11 protein-coding genes and 1 pseudogene are annotated in these 20,035 nt (G+C 64.0%); 4 read left to right on the plus strand and 8 right to left on the minus strand.

The window, feature by feature from the left end:
* The 7 genes and pseudogenes from EBBID32_RS15335 to EBBID32_RS15365 all read right to left on the minus strand — a co-directional run.
* Nucleotides 1–310, minus strand: a pseudogene (locus EBBID32_RS15335) (PaaI family thioesterase); the annotation flags it as partial.
* Between the two features lie 114 nt (nucleotides 311–424).
* Nucleotides 425–2,311: a glycogen debranching protein GlgX gene (gene glgX, locus EBBID32_RS15340; RefSeq protein WP_006960040.1), complete on the minus strand. Its 1,887-nt coding sequence runs from the start codon at nucleotides 2,309–2,311 to the stop codon at nucleotides 425–427.
* Nucleotides 2,308–3,756 carry a glycogen synthase GlgA gene (glgA, locus tag EBBID32_RS15345; protein ID WP_006960041.1) on the minus strand — a complete coding sequence of 483 codons (1,449 nt, stop codon included), beginning with the start codon at nucleotides 3,754–3,756 and terminating at the stop codon, nucleotides 2,308–2,310. The genes glgX and glgA overlap by 4 nt, the downstream gene beginning before the upstream one ends.
* A 7-nt stretch (nucleotides 3,757–3,763) precedes the next feature.
* On the minus strand, nucleotides 3,764–5,026 hold the full coding sequence (glgC, locus tag EBBID32_RS15350; RefSeq protein WP_006960043.1) for a glucose-1-phosphate adenylyltransferase: 1,263 nt from the start codon (nucleotides 5,024–5,026) through the stop codon (nucleotides 3,764–3,766).
* 55 nt (nucleotides 5,027–5,081) lie between these two features.
* A complete protein-coding gene (gene glgB / locus EBBID32_RS15355) occupies nucleotides 5,082–7,241 on the minus strand; it encodes a 1,4-alpha-glucan branching protein GlgB (RefSeq protein WP_006960044.1) in 2,160 nt (719 codons plus the stop codon).
* Between the two features lie 22 nt (nucleotides 7,242–7,263).
* Nucleotides 7,264–9,732, minus strand: a complete 2,469-nt coding sequence (locus EBBID32_RS15360) for a glycogen/starch/alpha-glucan phosphorylase (protein WP_006960046.1) — start codon at nucleotides 9,730–9,732, stop codon at nucleotides 7,264–7,266.
* An 85-nt stretch (nucleotides 9,733–9,817) separates the two neighbouring features.
* Entirely contained in the window at nucleotides 9,818–11,038 is a 1,221-nt protein-coding gene (locus EBBID32_RS15365) for a serine hydrolase domain-containing protein (RefSeq protein ID WP_037491109.1), read from the minus strand.
* A gap of 291 nt (nucleotides 11,039–11,329) precedes the next feature.
* On the opposite strand from EBBID32_RS15365, the gene EBBID32_RS15370 reads away from it, so the two are divergent.
* The 4 genes from EBBID32_RS15370 (at nucleotide 11,330) to EBBID32_RS15385 (ending at nucleotide 18,327) form a co-directional block, all read left to right on the plus strand.
* Nucleotides 11,330–11,842, plus strand: coding sequence for an RNA polymerase sigma factor (locus EBBID32_RS15370; protein WP_006960049.1), 513 nt, complete (start codon nucleotides 11,330–11,332; stop codon nucleotides 11,840–11,842).
* A 55-nt stretch (nucleotides 11,843–11,897) separates the two neighbouring features.
* Nucleotides 11,898–12,827 carry a FecR family protein gene (locus tag EBBID32_RS15375; protein WP_037491112.1) on the plus strand — a complete coding sequence of 310 codons (930 nt, stop codon included), beginning with the start codon at nucleotides 11,898–11,900 and terminating at the stop codon, nucleotides 12,825–12,827.
* Nucleotides 12,811–15,234, plus strand: a complete 2,424-nt coding sequence (locus tag EBBID32_RS15380; RefSeq protein WP_006960054.1) for a TonB-dependent receptor domain-containing protein — start codon at nucleotides 12,811–12,813, stop codon at nucleotides 15,232–15,234. The genes EBBID32_RS15375 and EBBID32_RS15380 overlap by 17 nt, the downstream gene beginning before the upstream one ends.
* 87 nt (nucleotides 15,235–15,321) lie before the next feature.
* Nucleotides 15,322–18,327 (plus strand): autotransporter outer membrane beta-barrel domain-containing protein, encoded by a 3,006-nt coding sequence (locus EBBID32_RS15385; RefSeq protein ID WP_006960056.1) that lies wholly within the window; start codon nucleotides 15,322–15,324, stop codon nucleotides 18,325–18,327.
* 163 nt (nucleotides 18,328–18,490) lie between these two features.
* On the opposite strand, the gene gatB is transcribed toward EBBID32_RS15385, so the two are convergent.
* Nucleotides 18,491–19,990: an Asp-tRNA(Asn)/Glu-tRNA(Gln) amidotransferase subunit GatB gene (gene gatB, locus EBBID32_RS15390; RefSeq protein WP_006960058.1), complete on the minus strand. Its 1,500-nt coding sequence runs from the start codon at nucleotides 19,988–19,990 to the stop codon at nucleotides 18,491–18,493.
* Nucleotides 19,991–20,035 lie beyond the last annotated feature (45 nt).

Consider the following 20,035-nt stretch of genomic DNA (forward strand, 5'->3'; position numbering starts at 1 on the left):
CGCCGCCATGGGCCGCCGCATTGCCGCCCAGAAAATAGTCGCCGAACGTCACCTGCGCCCGAACCGACGTGGCATCCTGCACCTCGATCGCAAAGGCCGGACACATGACCTGGCCATGGCCCGGCACGTCATCGACGCGGCCGAACATCCGGTCGTCCTCACTCGCTTTCAACGGTGCCAGTCGCCCCCGCCAGTCGCTCAGGTCCGCCGTCAGCGCCCCGATCGTCGCCTCATCCAGTTTGGCGCTCGCCAGATCGTCCAGAAAATCGCGCAGCGTATCGATCATCGCGGGATAGGCCGAATCCGGCATCGGCCCTCTGGCCCTGCCGCGCCGAAGGCCTTGAAACATAGGGGGCCGTTTGTCCGACATCGCGCCAACTTTCTCTTGCTCGTTTCAGTCCCTGTTATCGGGAAGCATAAGCCCTTAGCCAGACAATGGATCAACCACCAACAGGCTGCGAGCGGCAACAGTGAAGCTGCGACCATCGCCCAGGCAAAAATCCTGCGCCTCACCACTGCCATTGACGCACAAAGTCCAGCCCGACCGCCCGAAACGCAGCGCGACACAACGGCGCTCCGGCTGCTCCCATTGCGCAACGCGCATCGCCTCACCCCTCTCGTTCAGCCAGACCACATCCTCCTCGCGCAGCATGGCGATATCGCTCAGGTCCGGGCACCGTGCCCGCAATCCCGCCAGCGCGAAGGCATGCGCCTCAATCGCCCGGTCACGCCCCGCCCAGTCGACCCAGCCGATCACATTATCCTGCGCATAGGCATTATTGTTGCCCTGCTGGCTGCGGCCAAATTCATCCCCCGCGCTCAGCATGATCGCCCCGCGCGAACAGAAAAGGGTGGAGAGCAGCGCCATGATGTCGCGACGCCGCGCGGCCACAATGGCCGGGTCATCGCTCACCCCCTCGACGCCATTATTCCAGCTCAGATTTTCGCCATGCCCGTCGCGATTCTGCTCACCATTGTCGTGGTTGTGCCGCTGCTCATAGGCGGTCAGGTCCGCCAGGGTGAAGCCGTCATGCGCAGCCAGGAAATTGACACTGCGCGTCGTCCCCTTCCCAAACACATCGGACGATCCTGCCAGCCGCGTCGCAAAGCCGCCCAGCGTGCCCGCGTCCCCCCGCCAGAAGCGCCGCATGTCATCGCGATAGCGGTCATTCCATTCCAGCCAGCCGTCACCAAAGCGCCCAAGTTGATAGCCCCCCGGTCCGATGTCCCACGGCTCGGCAATCATCACCCGGTCGGCCAGCACCGGATCAGCCCGCATCTCTTCCAATAGCGGCGCGTGAGGATCAAACCCGTCCGCCATTCGCCCCAGCGCCGGTCCCAGATCGAACCGGAATCCATCCACCCCGGCCTGCGTCACGAAATGGCGCAACGACTCCAGGATCAGGCGGCGCACCACCGGCTGGTTGCACGCGACGCTGTTGCCCGTCCCGGTATCGTTGATCAGCCGCCCGTCATCGGTATGGCGAAAATAGTCGCGGGCATTCAGGCCACGCAGCGACAAGGTCGGTCCGAAAGCGTCGCTCTCGCCATTATGATTATAGACCATGTCGAGGATCACGCCGATCCCCGCTTCATGCAACGCTGCCACCGTCGCGCGCAGTTCCGCCATGCCGCCCGGTGCAAGGCGCGGGTCGAGCGCGAACCAACTGACCGGATTATAGCCCCAATAGTTTGTGAGGCCGAGCGGCCCCAGATGCCGCTCGTCGATCCAGGCGTTGATTGGCATCAGTTCGATCGCCGAGACATGCAATTGCTGCAAATGCGCGATGATCGCGGGATGCGCGAGCGCGGCAATGGTCCCGCGCTGCGCTTCCGGCACATCGGGATGCAGCATCGTAAAGCCACGCACATGCAGTTCGTAGATCAGCCCGCCCGGCGTGAAATGCGGCGGCTTCGCGGGGACCGGAGCCATCGGTGCAACCACCACCCCCTTGGCGTTAAGCGGCGCGGTATCGCTCCCCTCCCCGCGCCGCGCCGTCAGCGCCGGGTCATAGACAAAGGCCCGGTCGATCGCAGGCGCATAGGGATCAAGCAGCAGCTTGTCGGGATCGAACCACAGCCCCGCAGCCGGATCATAGGCGCCATCCGCCCGCACGCCATAGCGCGCGCCCGCCCCAACGCCCGCCGCCTCGACATGCCAGACGCCATCGACATCGCGCAGCATCGGCAGGCGCCTCTCCCTGTCGGCGTCATCGAACAGGCACAACCATAGCTGCTCGGCCTCCGGCGCCCAGATTGAAAAGCGGGTGGCGTTGCGGCCGATGACCGGCGCGGCCCCGCCTCCGATCACGCCGCCTCCACCAGCAACGCCCGATACAGCGCCGCATAGCGCGCCGCGCTATGGTCCCACGACACTTCGCTGCGCATCCCCGCCCGCTGCATCGCCTGCCAGACCGGTCGTTGCCCGTGCAGCCGCACCACCCGGCCGATCGCACCATGCAGCGCCAGCGGATCGGACGGGGCAAAGACGATCCCCGTTGCCGCCCCCGCCGACAATGCCGCCTCATTGGCGTCGATCACCGTATCGGCCAGGCCACCGACCCGCGCCACCACCGGCACGCAGCCATAGCGCAGCCCGTAAAGCTGGGTCAGCCCGCACGGCTCGAAGCGCGACGGGATCAATATCGCGTCCCCCCCCGCCTGCATCAGGTGCGACAATGGCTCGTCATAGCCGATCTGCACACCGATCCGCCCGCGATACCGGTCCGCCGCGCCCAGAAATGCGCCCTCCAGCGGATGGTCGCCTGACCCCAGCACCGCCAGCTTCGCGCCCAGTCCGACCAGATGGTCGATCGCGCCCACCATCAGGTCCATCCCCTTCTGCCAGGTCAGGCGACTGACGATGATGAAGATCGGCGCGGCATCATGATCCAGCCCGAACCGGCTCTCCAGCGTCCGCCGGTTCGCCGACCGTCCGCCCAAGGCGCGTGCCGTATAAGCCTTTGTAATCAATGAATCATTTTCAGGATTCCAGATGTCGGTATCGACCCCGTTCAATATCCCATGCAGCCTGTCGACCCGCCCGTTGATCAGGCCGTCCAGCCCCATGCCATGGACCGGCGAACGAATTTCCTCTGCATATGTCGGGCTCACTGTCGTGATCGCATCAGCCGACACCAATCCCGCCTTCAGATAACCGATGCCGCCATAATATTCGACGCCATCCACCCCCCACGCCTCCTGCGGCAATCCCAGCGCGCCGAAAATTTCCGCGCTGAACCGCCCCTGAAACGCCAGATTGTGGATCGTCACCACCTTGGGCACGGCATGGGCCGGGCCAAAACGCATATAGGCCGCGGTCATCGCCGCCTGCCAGTCATGGACATGGACGACATCGGGTCGCCAGCCCTTCACCCCCTCCGCTGCAATATCCGCGCCCACCCGCGACAAGGCTGCAAAGCGCCGCCAATTGTCCTGCCACTCATTGCCCGCATGATCGCCATAAGGACCGCCCTCGCGTGCATAAAAATCCGGCGCGTCCAGCACCAGCAGGTCCAGCCCGCCGACGCTTGCGGCCAGCACGGTGGCGGGGACACCGAACAGCGACTCATAGCGCCGCACCACCTTCGCCTTGCCCAGCCGCGCAATGACGGCGGGGTAACCCGGCACCAGCGTCCGAACCATCACATCCTGCGCCGCCAGTGCGCCCGGCAGCGCGCCAGCGACATCGGCAAGGCCGCCGGTCTTGACCAGCGGATAGACTTCGGACGCGACCGACAGCAATTTCATCGCCATGGACCGCTCAAGCCACCAGCCGTTCGATCATCGGCTGTGTCACCAGGCAGATGCCGCTGTCGGTCCGGCGAAAACGCTGCGCATCCTCTTCTGGATGCTCGCCGATGATCAGGCCCGGCGGAATGATGATCCCTGAATCCAGCACGCATTTATGCAGTCGCGCCCCGCGCCCGATCTCGCAATCGGGCATGATGACGCTGTCGGTGACCGACGAGAAACTATGCGTCTTGACCCCGGAAAACAGCAGGCTGCGATGTAGCGATGAACCTGACACGATACAGCCGCCCGCGACCAGCGATGAGGTGGCGGAGCCACGTCGCCCATCCTCATTATGCACGAACTTGGCCGGCGGGGTGACTTCCGAATAGGTCCATAACGGCCAGCTACGGTCATACAAATCCAGCGAGGGAACCACATCGGTCAGGTCGATGCTCGCCTGCCAATAGGCGTCGATCGTCCCCACGTCGCGCCAGTAGGGAACCAGTTCACTCTCGGCCCGCACGCAACTGCTCGAAAAGCGGTGCGCCACGGCTTTGCCATGCTTGACGATATAGGGGATGATATCGCCGCCAAAATCGCGCTTACTCGCCAGGTCGTCCGCATCGCGCCGCAATTGCTCGATCAGGAAGCGGGTCCGGAACACATAAATGCCCATCGACGCCAGCGCCATGTCGGGCTGGCCGGGGATGGACGGCGGGTCTTTGGGCTTTTCGACGAAGGCGGTGATCCAGTCCCTTTCATCGACATGCATCACGCCAAAGCCAGACGCCTCGCTGCGCGGCACTTCCATGCAGCCGACCGTCACGTCCGCGCCGCTATCGACATGCTGCTGGAGCATCAGCTCATAGTCCATTTTATAGACATGGTCGCCCGCCAGCAGCACCATATATTCGGGCGCATAGCTTTCGATGATGTCGATATTCTGGAACACCGCGTCGGCGGTCCCTTCATACCACTGGCTTTCGGACACGCGCTGGCTGGCGGGCAAAATGTCGAAGCTCTCATTGCGTTCGGGGCGAAAGAAGTTCCAGCCGCGCTGCAAATGGCGGATCAGCGAATGGGCCTTATATTGCGTCGCCACGCCGATGCGGCGAATACCGCTGTTGAGGGCGTTGGACAGGGCGAAGTCGATGATCCGCGCCTTGCCGCCAAAATGAACGGCGGGCTTGGCGCGCTTGTCGGTCAGTTCCGCCAGGCGACTGCCGCGTCCTCCTGCCAGCACATAGGCCATGGCGTCGCGGGCGATCGGCTGATGTCGTGTCTGCTGCATTTCGGGCCTCTCCTTGCTCTGCCCCGTGATCGCCTGCACGCGCCCGACGGCTTCCTCAAATATCCAGTTCCAGCATCAACGTCGCAAAGGGGGGAATGGTCACATTGGCCCATCCCTCCTCATCCGCCGTCACCATGCCCATATTGCCCGCATTGCTGCCGCCATAATCGGCCGCGTCGCTGTTCAATATCTCGCGCCAGCGCCCGCCCGATGGCAAGCGCATCCGGTAGCCGTGCCGCAGCACTGGCGTAAAATGGCTGATCACCACGATCGGCAGCACGCCCGGCGCACGCCGTACCCAGGCAAAGAGCGAATCGGCCGCCGCATCGACCAGCACCCACTCGAACCCCTCCGGCTCGCAATCACGCGCGTGCAGCGCCGGGCGGGAACGATAGAGATGGTTAAGATCGCTCACCAGCTGCTGCACGCCATGATGGGGTGCATGATCGACCAGATGCCAGTCGAGCGCCCGCTCCTCGCTCCACTCGCCGCGCTGGGCGAATTCCTGCCCCATGAACAGCAGCTTCTTGCCCGGATAGCCCCACATCAGACCATAATAGGCCCGCAATGTCGCGAATTTCTGCCAGTCGTCGCCCGGCATCTTGTGCAGCAGCGACGCCTTGCCATGCACCACCTCGTCATGGCTCAGCGCCAGCACGAAATTTTCGGTAAAGGCGTAAAGCAGCCCGAAGGTGATGTCGTCGTGATGATGGCGGCGATGCACCGGATCACGCTGCAAATAACGCAGCGTGTCGTGCATGAACCCCATATTCCATTTGAAGCCAAAGCCCAGCCCGCCGGTATGCACCGGACGTGACACGTCCGGCCAGCTGGTCGACTCCTCAGCGATCGTCATCACCCCGCCATGGGTGCCGTAAAGCGCGGTGTTTAACTGCTGGAGGAAGGCGACCGCCTCCACATTCTCTCGCCCGCCATGGTCGTTGGGCACCCATTCGCCCGGCTTGCGCGAATAATCGAGATAGAGCATCGATGCGACCGCATCCACCCGCAGACCATCGATATGATAGCGCTCTGCCCAGAACAGCGCGTTGTTGATCAGATATTGCGACACTTCGCGCCGCCCGAAATTATAGATGGCGGTGTTCCAGTCGGGGTGGAAGCCCTTTCGCGGATCGGCATGTTCATAGAGCGCCGTGCCGTCGAAATAGGCCAGCCCATGTTCGTCGGTCGGAAAATGCGCCGGCACCCAGTCGAGGATGACTCCCACGCCGGCCCGGTGCGCGCCATCGACAAAGCGCGCAAATCCCGCCGGATCGCCAAAGCGCGCGGTGGGCGCATAAAGCCCCAGCGTCTGGTAGCCCCAGCTGGGATCATAGGGATATTCGCTGATCGGCAGAAATTCGATATGGGTAAAGCCCATGCCGACAACATAGGGGATCAGCCGGTTGGCCAGCTCGTCCCAGCTCAGGAAATCGCCAGCCTCGTCCAGCTGCCAGGACCCCGCATGGACTTCGTAGATCGACACCGGCTCGCGCCGCGCATCGGCCTGCTGCCAATGCTGCTTATGTCGCGCGTCCCCCCATTCATGGTCGAGCGGCGCAGCGACGATCGACGCGGTCGAGGGGCGGAGTTCAGACTGGAACGCGAAGGGATCGGCCTTGAGCGGCAGGATGACCCCATCCGCGCCCATAATCTCATATTTATACGCGCTGCCCGGCCCGACACCGGGCAGGAATATCTCCCAAACGCCCGCGTCCGCACGATGACGCATCGGCGCGCGGCGGCCATCCCAGCGGTTGAAGTCGCCGACCACTGATACCCGCCTGGCATTGGGCGCCCAGACCGCGAAATGCGTGCCGGTCGCCCCGTCATGGGTCATGACATGCGCGCCCAGCTTGTCGAACAAGCGGCCGTGCGATCCTTGGGCGAAATAATAATCGTCCATCGGACCCAGCACCGGGCCAAATCCATAGGGGTCGACCATGACATGGTCGCCGCCATCGCCATAACGCGCGACATAACGCAGCGGCTGGCGCTTGCGCAGCTTCACCTTGCCAAAGAACAGCCCGTCGGGATGGATCGCCGCCAAATCACCAACCGGCTTGCCATCCAGGGTCTGCGCGGTGACCCCGACCGCATCGGGCAGCAGGACGCAGGCGGTAAAGCCGCTCCCGGCCGGATGCACGCCAAGCGTGGCAAAGGGGTCGTCCTCGCGACCCTGTATCAGCCGGTCAATCTGCTCCGGCGTCAACACCAACTCTATCGCCCTATCCCGGTCATGACTTTATCTTCCAGATGTCGGTCGCATATTCGCGGATGGTCCGGTCCGACGAGAACCATCCCATCCGGGCAACATTATGTATCGCCTTCTTCGCCCACAAAGCGCCATCCGTCCAGAGTGCATCGACATCGCGCTGTGCGGCGGAATAGCTGTCGAAATCGGCCGCCAGCATGAACCAGTCATGATCGTATATGCCCTGGATCAGCCCCTTGTAGCGATCCGGGTCATCGGGCGAGAATACGCCGCTGGCAATCGCGTCGAGCGCCTGCGACAATTCGCGGCTCTGGCCGATCATTTCGCCCGGTTTATAGCCATTGGCGCGGCGCTCATTCACCTCCTGCGCGGTCAGGCCGAAGATGATGATATTCTCCTCGCCCACATGATCGCGCATCTCGACATTGGCGCCATCCAGCGTGCCGATGGTCAGCGCACCATTGACCGCGAACTTCATATTACCGGTGCCCGACGCTTCCATCCCCGCCGTCGAAATCTGTTCGGACAGGTCAGCCGCCGGGATCATGACTTCTGCCATAGATACGTTGTAGTTCGGCACGAACTGCAACTTGAGCAGCCCCTGCACGGACGGATCATGATTGACCGCGCGCGCCACGTCGCCCGCCAGCTTGATGATCAGCTTGGCATTATGATAACTCGACGCGGCCTTGCCCCCGAACAATTTGACGCGCGGCACCCAGTCCTTCTCAGGGTGGGACCGGATCTGGTCGTAGAGCGACACCGCCTCGACGATGTTGAGCAATTGCCGCTTATATTCGTGGATGCGCTTGATCTGGATGTCGAACATCGCGTCCGGATCGATCCGGGCGTTGACCTTCTGCCGCAACAGGCTGGACAACGCCGCCTTGTTGGCCCGCTTCACGCTCAGGAACTTCTCCTGAAACGCGCTGTCGTCGGCGAAGGGATCAAGATCGCGCAGCGCTTCGGGATCGTCCATGAACCGGTCGCCAATCGCCTCGCGGATCAGCGCGAACAGACCCGGATTGCACTGCATCAGCCAGCGGCGAAAGGTAACGCCATTGGTCTTGTTGTTGATCCGCGTGGGGTAGAGATTGTGCAGGTCTGCAAAGACCGTGACCTTCATCAGATCGGTATGCAACGCCGACACGCCATTGACGCTGTGCGACCCGGCAAAGGCCAGATTGCCCATCCGCACCCGCCGGTCGCCGCCCTCGTCAATCAGAGATATCGCGCCGATCGCATGGTCGTCAAACTGGCCTGACTTGCGTGCTTCCGCCAGCAACCGGCTGTTGACCGCATAGACGATCTGCATATGCCGGGGCAGCAGCCGCTCGAACAGGGGCACCGGCCAGCTTTCCAGCGCTTCGGGCAACAATGTGTGGTTGGTGTAGCTGAAGGTGCGCCGGGTGATTTCCCACGCCTCGCCAAAATCCAGCCCATGATCGTCGAGCAGGATGCGCATCAGCTCCGCCACCGCCACCGCCGGATGGGTGTCGTTAAGCTGGATCGCCGCCTTGTCGGGCAGGGTCAGGATGCTGCCGAAATATTGGATGTGCCGCCGCACAATGTCCTGCAGGGATGCGGAGGAGAAGAAATATTCCTGCCGCAGCCGCAATTCCTGCCCTGCCGCCGAACTGTCGGCGGGATACAGCACGCGGGTCAGCGATTCCGCGCGATTGCTCTCCGCCAGCGCGCCCAGATGGTCACCCGCATTGAATTTTTCGAGCAGGATCGGATCGATCGGCTGCGCCTGCCACAGCCGCAGCGTATTGACCCGCTTGCCGCGCCAGCCCGCAATCGGCGTGTCATAGGGGGTTGCGATCACCCGCTCGGTCGGGTGCCAGTCCATCTGGTTCGGCCCGGCATCCTCGCTCTCGACCGGATCGACCCGTCCGCCAAAGCCGACCTCGTAACTCGCCTCGCGCCGTTCAAACTCCCACGGATTGCCGTGCGCCAGCCAGGTTTCGGGCAGTTCCACCTGCCAGCCATCCGAAATTTCCTGCCGGAACATGCCGTTCACATAGCGGATGCCATAGCCATAAGCCGGCACGTCGGTCGTCGCCATGCTTTCCATGAAGCAGGCGGCCAGACGGCCAAGCCCGCCATTGCCCAGCGCCGCGTCCGGCTCCAACGCCGCGATAATGTCGATATCGACGCCCAGCGAGGCCAGTGCAGCCTGCATGTCGTCCAGCATTTCCATGTTGGACGCCGCGTCGCGCATCAGCCGGCCGATCAGGAATTCAAGGGACAGATAATAGACCCGTCGTCCTTCTTCCTCATAGGTTTTCTGGGTCGACGTAATCCAGGCGTCGATCACCCGGTCGCGGATCGAGAGGATGACCGCGTGCAGCCAGTCATGCGGCTTGGCGGCGGCGGCATTCTTGCCGATGCGATAGGTCAGCCGCTCGACAATCTCATGGGCTAGCACTTGCGGATCAACCCGGCGCGGCGCGGGTATCGGAAGTTTGGTCTGGCCCTTGAGGTTCATGTGGCTCGTCCCCCTATTCTGTCAAAGGGATGATGGCACAGCGTCGCGGCCCAAGCCAAAGGGTTTTTGCGGCGCAGCAAAAAAATCAGCGCGCCTGCGTTTCCTTGATTGGGCCGCGCCGCTCGACGATCGCACTCCACACGCCAGCGCGCAATTCGGCCCGCACCGGATAGGCGCTGGAGGGGAGCAACTGGGTCATGAAAATGCCAATCAGATGCTCGACCGGATCGATCCAGAAATAGGTCGAAAACACGCCGCCCCAATAATATTCTCGGTTTTCAAGGCCCATCGCAAAGCCCAGACCAAAGCCCACTTCATTATAGTCGGCTTCGCTGAACATGCCGGTCGAATGTCGGGCCAGGTCGCCACCGCCCGGCAGATGATTGTCCCGCATCATCGCCACGCTGTCGGCCCGCAACAGCCGCACGCCTTCCAACTCTCCGCCGCGCAGCAACATGCGGGCGAAGCGATGATAATCCGCCACGCTGGACACCAGCCCGCCCCCGCCCGACAGGAACCGCCCCTGCCGCCGCCAGCCGCTGCGCGCGCCGAGATCGGCAATGACCCGCTGCCCATCCTCATCCAGCCGCCAGGCATCGGTCATCCGATCGACCTGATCGTCGCGCACGACAAAGCCGGTGTCGGTCATGCCCAAAGGATCGAAGATGCGGGTGCGGAAAAAGGCGTCCAGCGCCATGCCGCTCAGCCGTTCCACCACCACGCCCAGCACATCGGTCGACACAGAATAATTCCACCGCTCCCCCGGCGAAAATTCCAGCGGCAACCGGGCGAGATCGGCAATGAAGTCATCCGATGTGCGCTTCTGCTGAAACTCATCCAGCCCCAGCAACCGGTATCGCGCGTCGATCGGCGTCTGGCGTTGCAGCCCGTAGGTCAGCCCCGACGTGTGACGCAGCAGGTCGATCATGCGCATCGGCCGCTTCATCCGCGCCCGATTGCCCCGCCCGACACGCAGGTCGGCAAATTCGGGGATGACGTCCGCCACCGGCGTATCGAGCGTGACCTTGCCCGCCTCCACCAGCATCATGAACGCGACAGATGTGACCGGCTTGGTCATCGACGCGATGCGGAACAGCGCATCACCCTGCAACGGCTCACCACTCGCCCGCGCCACGCCGCGCGCGAGTGACAGCAAGGGTTGCTCATCACGCGAGACCAATAATTGCATATGCGCCAGCTTGCCCGGCGCCAGATAGGTCGCGTCCAGATGGCCGACCAGCGCATCCAGCCGATCCGCGTCCATCCCCGCCGCTCCCGCCGCCGCCCTGTCCACGCCATCCATCATGCCCAACACTGCCCCTCATATGTGAATTTCAGGCCGTCCAATCCTCCCCTTTAAAGGGAGGTGGATGGCCGCAGGCCAGACGGAGGGGTGTCATGTTATCGCGAAGACGACACCCCTCCGTCATCGCTGCGCGATGCCACCTCCCCTGCAAGGGGAGGATGGTACAGTCTCGATTGGTTTCGACCCTAAAACAGCGGCGCGCCCCCGTAAACAGCTTGGGCGTTGCCAAGACCCCGCTCGGCCATCTATGGCAACCCGCCAAGACTTGCCCCGCATTGGACACAGACAGGCATGGCCACCGGCCTTTCCGCACTTTTCATGGCAAATCGCGCCGCCTTGCTGCGCTTCCTGCGCGCGCGCGGCGCGGGGGAGAATGCGGAGGATATGATCCAGGACATGTGGATGAAGCTGGAAGCCAAGGATATCGGCCCGATCGCCGATCCGCTGCCCTATCTTTATCGCATGGCCAATAATCTGATGCTGGACCGCTACCGATCCGCCACCCGGCGCGAACGGCGCGAACAGGATTGGGCGGAGGGCGCTGGCGGGGTGATGGCCGATCCGGCGGACGACCTGCCGGTCGATGAACGGCTGATCCTGAACCAGACGCTGGCCGAGGCGCGCGAGGTGCTCCGCGCGCTTGGCCCGCGCGTCGAGCTGGTATTCCGCCGCTTCCGTATCGAAGGGGTCGGACAACGCGCCATAGCCGACGAACTGGGGGTCAGCCTGACCACGGTGGAGAAGGATCTGCAAAAGGCCTATCGTGCAATGATCGCGCTCAAGCAGAAAATGGATACGGCATGAGCGGGTCGGCGACGTCAGTCTCTGCAAGGGGCAAAATATGAACAGGGCTGGAGCCATGATGCAAGAGGAGGCGCTCGGATGGGTCATCCGCACGCGCGATCCCGACTTTGTCGACTGGGAGGCCTTCACGCTGTGGCTAGAGGGTGATCCGGCGCGCGCGGAAGCCTATGACGCGCTGATGGCGGCGGACACTGATCTGGACAGCATCATTCCGCCCGAACCCGTCGCGATGCCAGTGGCCGCCAACGATCCGGGCGAACCGCAACGCCGGACATGGCGCTGGATCGGTGGCGGCGCAATTGCAGCGGCGCTGGTCGCAGCCATCTCGGTCGGCATGATGACCCGCGCGGACATCTACACCGTCACCACCCGCCCCGGCGAAACCCGTATCATCGCGCTGGAGGATGGCACGCGGATCGACGTCAATGGCGGCACGACACTCCGGCTCGACCGCAACGACACGCGCTTCGCCGCGCTCGACAGCGGTGAGGCCGCCTTCACCGTGCGCCATGATGAGAGCGACCCGTTCCGCGTGACCGTGGGCGACGCAATATTCGAGGATGCCGGGACCATATTCAACATCGTCCATACCGGCGACGCGACCCGGATTGGCGTGTCCGAAGGCAAGGTGATCTACAACCCGGATTCGCAAGCGATCAGCCTGCCCGCCGGACGGGCGCTGACCGACGATGCGCAGGGCTTGCGGGTGATGGATGTCGCCCCGGCCGCCGTCGCCAGCTGGCGGCAGGGACGGCTGGTCTATGCCAATGCGGCCGTGGGAGAGATCAGCCAGGATATTGGCCGGTCGCTCGGCATCGCGCTGACCACCACGCCCGGCGCACGGGCCATGCGCTTCACCGGCACGATCCGGCTGGACAAGAACCCGGCGCGCTTCTTTGCGGGCGCTGCCCCGCTGATGGGGCTGCGCGCGATACGCACCGGCGACGGCTGGCTGCTGAAGGAAGGGAATGGGCCGCAAAGCTGACCTCCTGATCGTCACCGCCCTAGCGATCGTAACGCCCGCACAAGCGGCGGACAGACAGAATATCAGCATCGCCCCTGCACGGCTGGGCGAGGCCGTGGTCGCGCTTGGCCGTCAAACCGGCGTCAGCATCGGCATGTCCGACCAGTCGCTCGCCGGGATAGCGACCCCCGCCGTCACCGGCCGCCTCTCGGTGGAAGGCGCGCTCAGGCGCCTGCTCCGGGGCAGCGGCGCGACCGCCCGGCGGATCGACGCCACAACCTGGCGCATCGTCCGCGCCCGCCCTGCCCCGCGACCGACTACCCCCGCGCCGGTCCCTGCCGCCCCCTTGCCCGATCAACCGGCCGCCGACATCATCGTCACCGCATCCAAGCGCGATACGCCCCTGCCCCGCTACGCCGGCATGGTCGAGGCGCTGGACAGCAACCTGTTTTCCAGTGGCGAGGCATCGGGCGGCACCGCCACGCTACTGGCGCGGGTCGCGAGCCTCAGTTCCACCCATGCAGGCGCGGGCCGCAACAAGCTGTTCATCCGTGCCATCGCCGATTCCGGTGTTGCCGGGCCGACCCAGGCCACCACCGGCCAATATCTGGGCGACATGCGGCTCAATTACGCCGCGCCGGACCCCGACCTAAAACTCTATGATGTCGGCCGGGTCGAGATATTGGAAGGGCCGCAGGGCACGCTCTACGGCGCAGGGTCACTGGGCGGGATCATCCGCATCATGCCCAACGCCCCCAATCTGGGCGAATTTGGCGGGCAGGTGTCGGCGGGCCTGTCCGCCACCCAGCATGGCGACCCTGGCGGCGATCTGTCAGCAACGATCAACCTGCCGATCGTCGCGGAAAGGATCGCGCTGCGCGTCGTTGGCTATGGCGTGCAGGACAGCGGCTATATCGACGATGTCAGCCGCGACCTGAACGACGTCAACCGCGCCCGCACCTATGGTGGTCGGGCCGCATTGCGCTTCGCCCCGGACGAAAACTGGACCATCGACATCAATGGCGTGTACCAGCATATCGAAGGCCGCGACGCCCAATATGCGACCCAGTCTCTTGGCAGACTCCAGCGTGCCTCCAGCGTCGCCCAGCCCTATTTTTCGGACTATCTGCTCGGCAATATACGGATCGAGCGGCAGTGGGACACGCTGCGCTTCGTCTCCTCGACCGGCTTTGTCCATCATGATCTGGCCGAAAGCTATGACGCCACCCAGCAGGACGGCCCGCCCTCGCTGTTCCGCCAGCGCAATGATGTCGAGATATTCTCCACCGAAAACCGGCTGGTGCGCGATCTCGACAATGGCCTTGGCTGGATATTGGGCGCGTCCTACCTGCAAAGCCGGTCGAAGCTCCGGCGCACGCTCACCTCCTACGGCACCGCCCCGCTCCAGCCCCAGGTCATACCTGGCGTGCCGATGTTCGGCGGCGGGATGCCTGCGACGGCAACTGGTGTGCGCAACAGCGTCAAGGAAGCGACCCTGTTCGGCGAAGCATCGTTCGAGCCGGTCAAAGGCCTGATCGCGACCGTTGGCGGACGCCTGACCAACAGCCGCCTGTCGGGCGAAGCGCTCGATCCCATTGCCGCCCTGTCATCAGCCGATCTCGCGCGCGCCGAAGCGCAGGCCGACCGCAGCGAAACCATCTTCCTCCCCTCTTTCGCGCTGCTGACCGACGCCATAACCGACATCACCCTCTATGCCCGCTATCAGCAGGGCTTCCGCCCCGGCGGATTGGCAGTGGATGACCAGCGCGTCCGGCGCTTCCAGAATGACCGTGCCTCGACCGTGGAGATTGGTTTTCGCAAGGGCGTTCCGGGTCGCGACACCATCGCGATCAGCGGCAACCTGGCTTATACCGACTGGCGCAATATCCAGGCGGACGTGACCGACCGGATCGGCCTGCCCACCACAGCCAATATCGGCGACGGCCGCATCTACACCGCCGAAGCGCGAATGGTCGTGCGCCCCGTAGCGCGCCTGACGCTGGACGGCAGCATCATCTACAATGACAGCCGCCTGACCCAGCCCGCGCAGTTCCTGCGGGCGCTCTCCTATGGCGGACGATCGCTCACCCTGCCCAATGTCGCCAATCTGGGCGGACGGCTGGCGTTCGATTATCGCGCGCCGCTGGGTGATGCGATGCGCCTGCACCTGTCCGGGTCGGCCCGCTATGTCGGCAAGTCGCAACTGGGCGTCGGGCCGATACTGGGGCGGACGCAGGGCGACTATATCGATACCAGCCTGTCGGCCAGCGTAACGCGCGGGCCGGTGCAGATGTCGCTCTCGCTCACCAACCTGCTCGACAGCGACGGCAACCGCTTCTCGCTCGGCACACCGTTCGACCTGAGTAGCGACTATTACACCCCGCTGCGTCCCCGCACCCTGCGGATCGGCATCGACTTCGCTTTCTGAACATCGGTTCAGACGGAAATAGCCACCCGGCACCGTCCTTCCTGCACGCGCGCACAAAAATCAGGCGCGATACGCAGAGGAGACATCATGCGACATCTACAGGCCTGCACGGCCATCGCCCCGGCGCTGGTCGCGCTGACGCTGGCCAACGCCATGGCCGCCACCACGATCGGCACGTCGACCACCACGGCAGTCAAAACGTCAACGATCGCCAGCGGATCGGCGGACGACATCATCATCAGTTCGGCCGGTTCGATCACCCTGACCAGCGGCACCGGGGTCACGCTCGACAGCAATCATGACGTCAGCAACGCCGGTACGATCACGATCAACGACGCCAATACAGTGACCGGCATCCTGGCTATCCCCGGTACGAACGGCGACATCACCAACAGCGGCACCATCACCCTGACCGAAAATTACACGGCGACCGATAGCGACAGCGACGGCGATCTGGACGGGCAGTTTGCCAAGGGAACGGGCAAGACCGGCATCTGGGTCCAGTCCGGCGCGGCCCATGTCGGCAATGTCGATCATAGCGGCACGATCTCGATCGAGGGCAACCAGTCGGCAGGCATCCGCCTTGACGGCGCGCTGACCGGCAATCTGGCGACCAGCGGCACCACATCCGTGATTGGCGACAACAGCTATGGGCTGGTCGCCAATGCCGTGACCGGCAATGTCACCCTGCGCAGTTCGACATCGGTGCAGGGTGCCAACAGCATCGGCGCGGCGCTGCTGGGCGACATTGGCGGTGCGCTGAAGATTCAGGGTAGCATTGTCAGCACCGGCTACCGCGCCACCACCCGCCCGACCGACGTGACCAAGCTGGATGCCGACGATCTGTTGCAGGGCGGCTCCGCCATCGTCATCGCGGGCAATGTGAATGGCGGCGTGATCTTCGACATACCTCCAACGCTCAGCACTACTGACACGGACGTGGACGATGACGGCCTATCCATTGGTGGCCTCGGCGGCACCGTCACGATCGCCAAGGGGATCGGTATCGACGGCACGCTCGCCGCCATATCCTATGACAGCAACGCCACGGCGCTGCGGCTCGGCTCCGGCGCCAGCACCGGCACGATCAAGGTCGGCGGAACGATCGGCGCGACCGGATCGGCCCTGACAGGCACATCGGCGCGCGCCATCGTCATCGACGCGGGCGCGTCGGTCAATTCTCTCACCATCAGCGGGACGGTAGGCGCAACCGCGCTCAGCACGGAAAAGGGAACAGCGATTGCCATCCTCGGTTCCTCCGGCACGCTGGCCAGCCTGTCCAACAGCGGACGGATCAGCGCGACGGGCGGCCTGACCAACACCGCCATTGACCTCAGCGCCAACAGCAGCGGCGTCACCCTGACACAGGCGCTCGCCTCCGCGACCGCCGCCGCCCCCTCGATCGTCGGCGACATCAGGCTGGGATCGGGCAATGACGCGCTGACCGTGTCGGCAGGCGGCATCACCGGCAATCTGACGATGGGCGCGGGCAATGACAGCATCACGCTTGGCGGCACATCCAGCCTCACTGGCAATGTCGGCTTCGGTGTCGGCAACGCCAGCCTGTCGCTCGCCGACAGCGCCAAGCTGACCGGAGCGGTCGATTTCGGCGGTGGCAGCGGCACGCTGACATTGAACGGCACATCAGCACTAACCGGCGCAATCAGTAACAGCGGCGGCATGGCGGCGGTCCTGAACGGCGGCACGCTCAACGCCACCAATACGGGCACGGTTTCACTGGCGTCCCTGTCGGCCGGCGGCTCATCGACCCTTGGCGTCACCATCAACGCGGCAACCAACGCCACCACCGTCTATGACGTCGCGGGTGCGGCCAGCTTTGCCAGCGGATCGCAGGTCAAGGTCAACCTCACCCAGGTCAGCGGTTCGGCGGGCGACTATGTTATCGTACGCGCCGGATCGCTCAGCGGATCGCCTGCGCTCGCGACCAGCACGCTGCTGCCCTATCTGTTCAAGGGCAGCGTCAGCGGCGACAGCAATGCAGGCACCGTCACCCTCTCCATCGCCGCGAAAAGCGTCACCGATCTGGGCCTCACCGGTTCACTCGCCCGCGCCTATCCGGCGATCTTCGACGCGCTCGACAATGACGCAGCGGTCGCCAGCGCCTATCTGGGCATCAGCGACGGCACCACGTTGAACGCCAATCTGCGCCAGATGTTGCCCGACCATGCGGGCGGCACGTTCGAGGCGGTGACGTCGGGGTCGCGCGCGACCGCACGCATATTGTCCGACCCCAATGGCATCTATCGCACCAAGGACGGAAGGCTGGGCTTCTGGCTGCAACAGGTCGGGTTTGGCGGGGCCAAGAGCGTGGGCGACACCGCATCCTACGACATTAGCGGCTGGGGCGCGGGCGGTGGCGTCGAATATCTGACCGATCTTGGCGCGTTCGGCGGTTCCTTCGCCTATATTCACGCCAGCGACAGCAGCGGCAGTTCCAACAATGCGGTCGATTCCGACCAATATGAGTTGGCGGCGCACTGGCGCGGCCAATGGGGTCCGCTGCTGGCCTTTGCCCGGCTATCGGCTGCGCAAATAGGCTTTACCGGCACCCGCCATTTCGAGAATGGCGACGTTGCCCGCACGGCGGACGGCAAGTGGGATGGCACACTCTATTCCGCGACGGCGGGTGCCTCCTATCAGTGGCAGATGGGCCGCATCAGCCTGCGCCCGGCCATCGGCATCGACTATTACCGCCTGAAGGAGGACGGCTATAGCGAGAGCGGCGGCGGCGACGCCTTCAACCTGACCGTCCTTGGCCGCAGCAGCGACGAAACCACCGCCAACGGCACAGTGACGGCAGGCTATGATTTCGGCAGCCTCAAGCCCGAAGATGGCTGGGTCCGGCTGGAGCTGGAGGGCGGTCGCCGCCAGATTATCGGCGGATCGCTCGGCGACACCGTGGCCAATTTCAAGGATGGCGATCGCTTCACCCTGGTCGCAGAGGATCGCACCAACGGCTGGACCGGTCGCGCCCGCCTCTATGGCGTCCGGGTCGGCGGCGAATTCGGCGCGGAGGAAAAACAAAATCACGTCGCCATCTCGTTGCGGGCGACGGTTAACTTCGTGCTGTGACGTCTTGCCTATGAATGGACGGGCCACACCCCACAGACCCTCCCGGTCCGTCCATTCCGCCCCGGCATACTCCCTCCCCCCAGGGCGCCGGGCACAAAAAGAGGGGCGTCGTCGGTCCCCCCGGCGGCGCCCCTTATTTTTCAGTTTGGAAGAGCAGCGCGGTTTACCCAGCCAGCGCCTTCTTCACCAGTTCGTTCACGACCTGCGGGTTGGCCTTGCCCTGCATCGCCTTCATCGTCTGACCGACGAAGAAGCCGAACAAAGCTTCCTTGCCGCCGCGATACTGCTCGACCTTGTCAGCGTTGTTGGCCAGCACATTGGCCACCGCCGCCTCGATCGCGCCAGTGTCGGACGTCTGTTTCAGACCTTTTTCCTCGACGATCTTGCCTGCGCCGTCGCCGGTTTCCAGCATGATCTCGAACACCTGCTTGGCGAGCGATCCTGACAGGGTGCCGTCTGCGACCAGCGCCAGCAATTCGGCCGCCTGCGCGGGACCGACCGGGCTTTCCTCCAGGCTTTTGCCAAGCCGGTTGAGCGCACCATAGAGGTCCGACAGCAACCAGTTGGCTGCCGCCTTGGCAACATCGCTCTCGCTCTTCTTCTGCGCGGCGGCGCTCTCGGTCAGCAGCGTCTCGAACCAGCGCGCGGTATCGGCGTCGGCGGTCAGGGTTGCGGCATTATAGGGCGACAGGCCCAGCGCCTGTTCGTAGCGCTTGCGCTTGACGTCGGGCAGTTCGGGCAGCGAGGCGCGACATTCATCAAGGAAGGCGTCGTCGAGCACCAGCGGCAACAGGTCGGGATCGGGGAAGTAGCGATAATCATGCGCATCTTCCTTCGAGCGCATCGACCGGGTCTCATTCTTGTCCGGGTCATACAGGCGGGTTTCCTGCACGATCTTGCCGCCCGCTTCCAGCACATCGACCTGACGGCTCGCCTCCCGCTCCACCACGGCCATGACGAAGCGCACCGAATTGACGTTCTTCGTCTCGGTCCGTGTACCGAGTTCTCCACCCGGCTTGCGCACCGACACATTGACGTCCGCGCGCATGGAACCCTGATCCATATTGCCGTCGCAGGAGCCGACATAGCGCAGGATCGTCCGCAGCTTCGCCAGATAAGCGCCCGCTTCGGCAGGCGATCGCATGTCGGGCCGCGACACGATTTCCATCAGCGCGACGCCCGACCGGTTGAGATCGACATAGGAGCTGGTGGGATGCTGGTCATGCATCAGCTTGCCCGCATCCTGCTCGACATGGATCCGCTCGACGCCGATCACCTTGCTGCTGGTTTCGGGGTTCTTCTCGTCCAGTACGATCTCGATCTGCCCTTCGCCCACGATCGGGTGATAGAGCTGGCTGATCTGATAGCCCTGCGGCAAATCGGCGTAGAAGTAATTTTTCCGGTCGAAGCGCGACCATTTGTTGATCTGCGCATCGATCGCCATGCCGGTACGCACCGCCTGGCGGATGCACTCGCGATTGGGCACGGGCAACATGCCGGGCATCGCAGCGTCCACCAGCGACACCTGCGTATTCGGCTCCGCCCCGAACGCGGTCGCCGCGCCCGAAAACAGCTTGGCATTCGACGTCACCTGCGCATGGACCTCCAGGCCGATCACGACCTCCCACTCACCGGTTGCGCCCTGGATGCGATAGTCACTCATAATCTTGGTTCCGTTCGGGCTGAGCCTGTCGAAGCCCAGTCCTTT

It is taken from the genome of Sphingobium indicum BiD32, assembly GCF_000382885.1.
In the GTDB taxonomy this organism is placed as follows: domain Bacteria; phylum Pseudomonadota; class Alphaproteobacteria; order Sphingomonadales; family Sphingomonadaceae; genus Sphingobium; species Sphingobium japonicum_C.

Excerpts from the sequence above, each read along its gene's own strand:
- EBBID32_RS15380 (WP_006960054.1), top strand. The coding sequence starts at position 12,811 with ATGGGCCGCAAAGCTGACCTCCTGATCGTCACCGCCCTAGCGATCGTA.
- EBBID32_RS15385 (WP_006960056.1), top strand. The coding sequence starts at position 15,322 with ATGCGACATCTACAGGCCTGCACGGCCATCGCCCCGGCGCTGGTCGCG.
- glgA (WP_006960041.1), bottom strand. The coding sequence starts at position 3,756 with ATGGCGATGAAATTGCTGTCGGTCGCGTCCGAAGTCTATCCGCTGGTC.
- EBBID32_RS15360 (WP_006960046.1), bottom strand. The coding sequence starts at position 9,732 with ATGAACCTCAAGGGCCAGACCAAACTTCCGATACCCGCGCCGCGCCGG.
- gatB (WP_006960058.1), bottom strand. The coding sequence starts at position 19,990 with ATGAGTGACTATCGCATCCAGGGCGCAACCGGTGAGTGGGAGGTCGTG.
- EBBID32_RS15370 (WP_006960049.1), top strand. The coding sequence starts at position 11,330 with ATGGCCACCGGCCTTTCCGCACTTTTCATGGCAAATCGCGCCGCCTTG.
- EBBID32_RS15365 (WP_037491109.1), bottom strand. The coding sequence starts at position 11,038 with ATGATGGATGGCGTGGACAGGGCGGCGGCGGGAGCGGCGGGGATGGAC.
- glgC (WP_006960043.1), bottom strand. The coding sequence starts at position 5,026 with ATGCAGCAGACACGACATCAGCCGATCGCCCGCGACGCCATGGCCTAT.
- EBBID32_RS15375 (WP_037491112.1), top strand. The coding sequence starts at position 11,898 with ATGATGCAAGAGGAGGCGCTCGGATGGGTCATCCGCACGCGCGATCCC.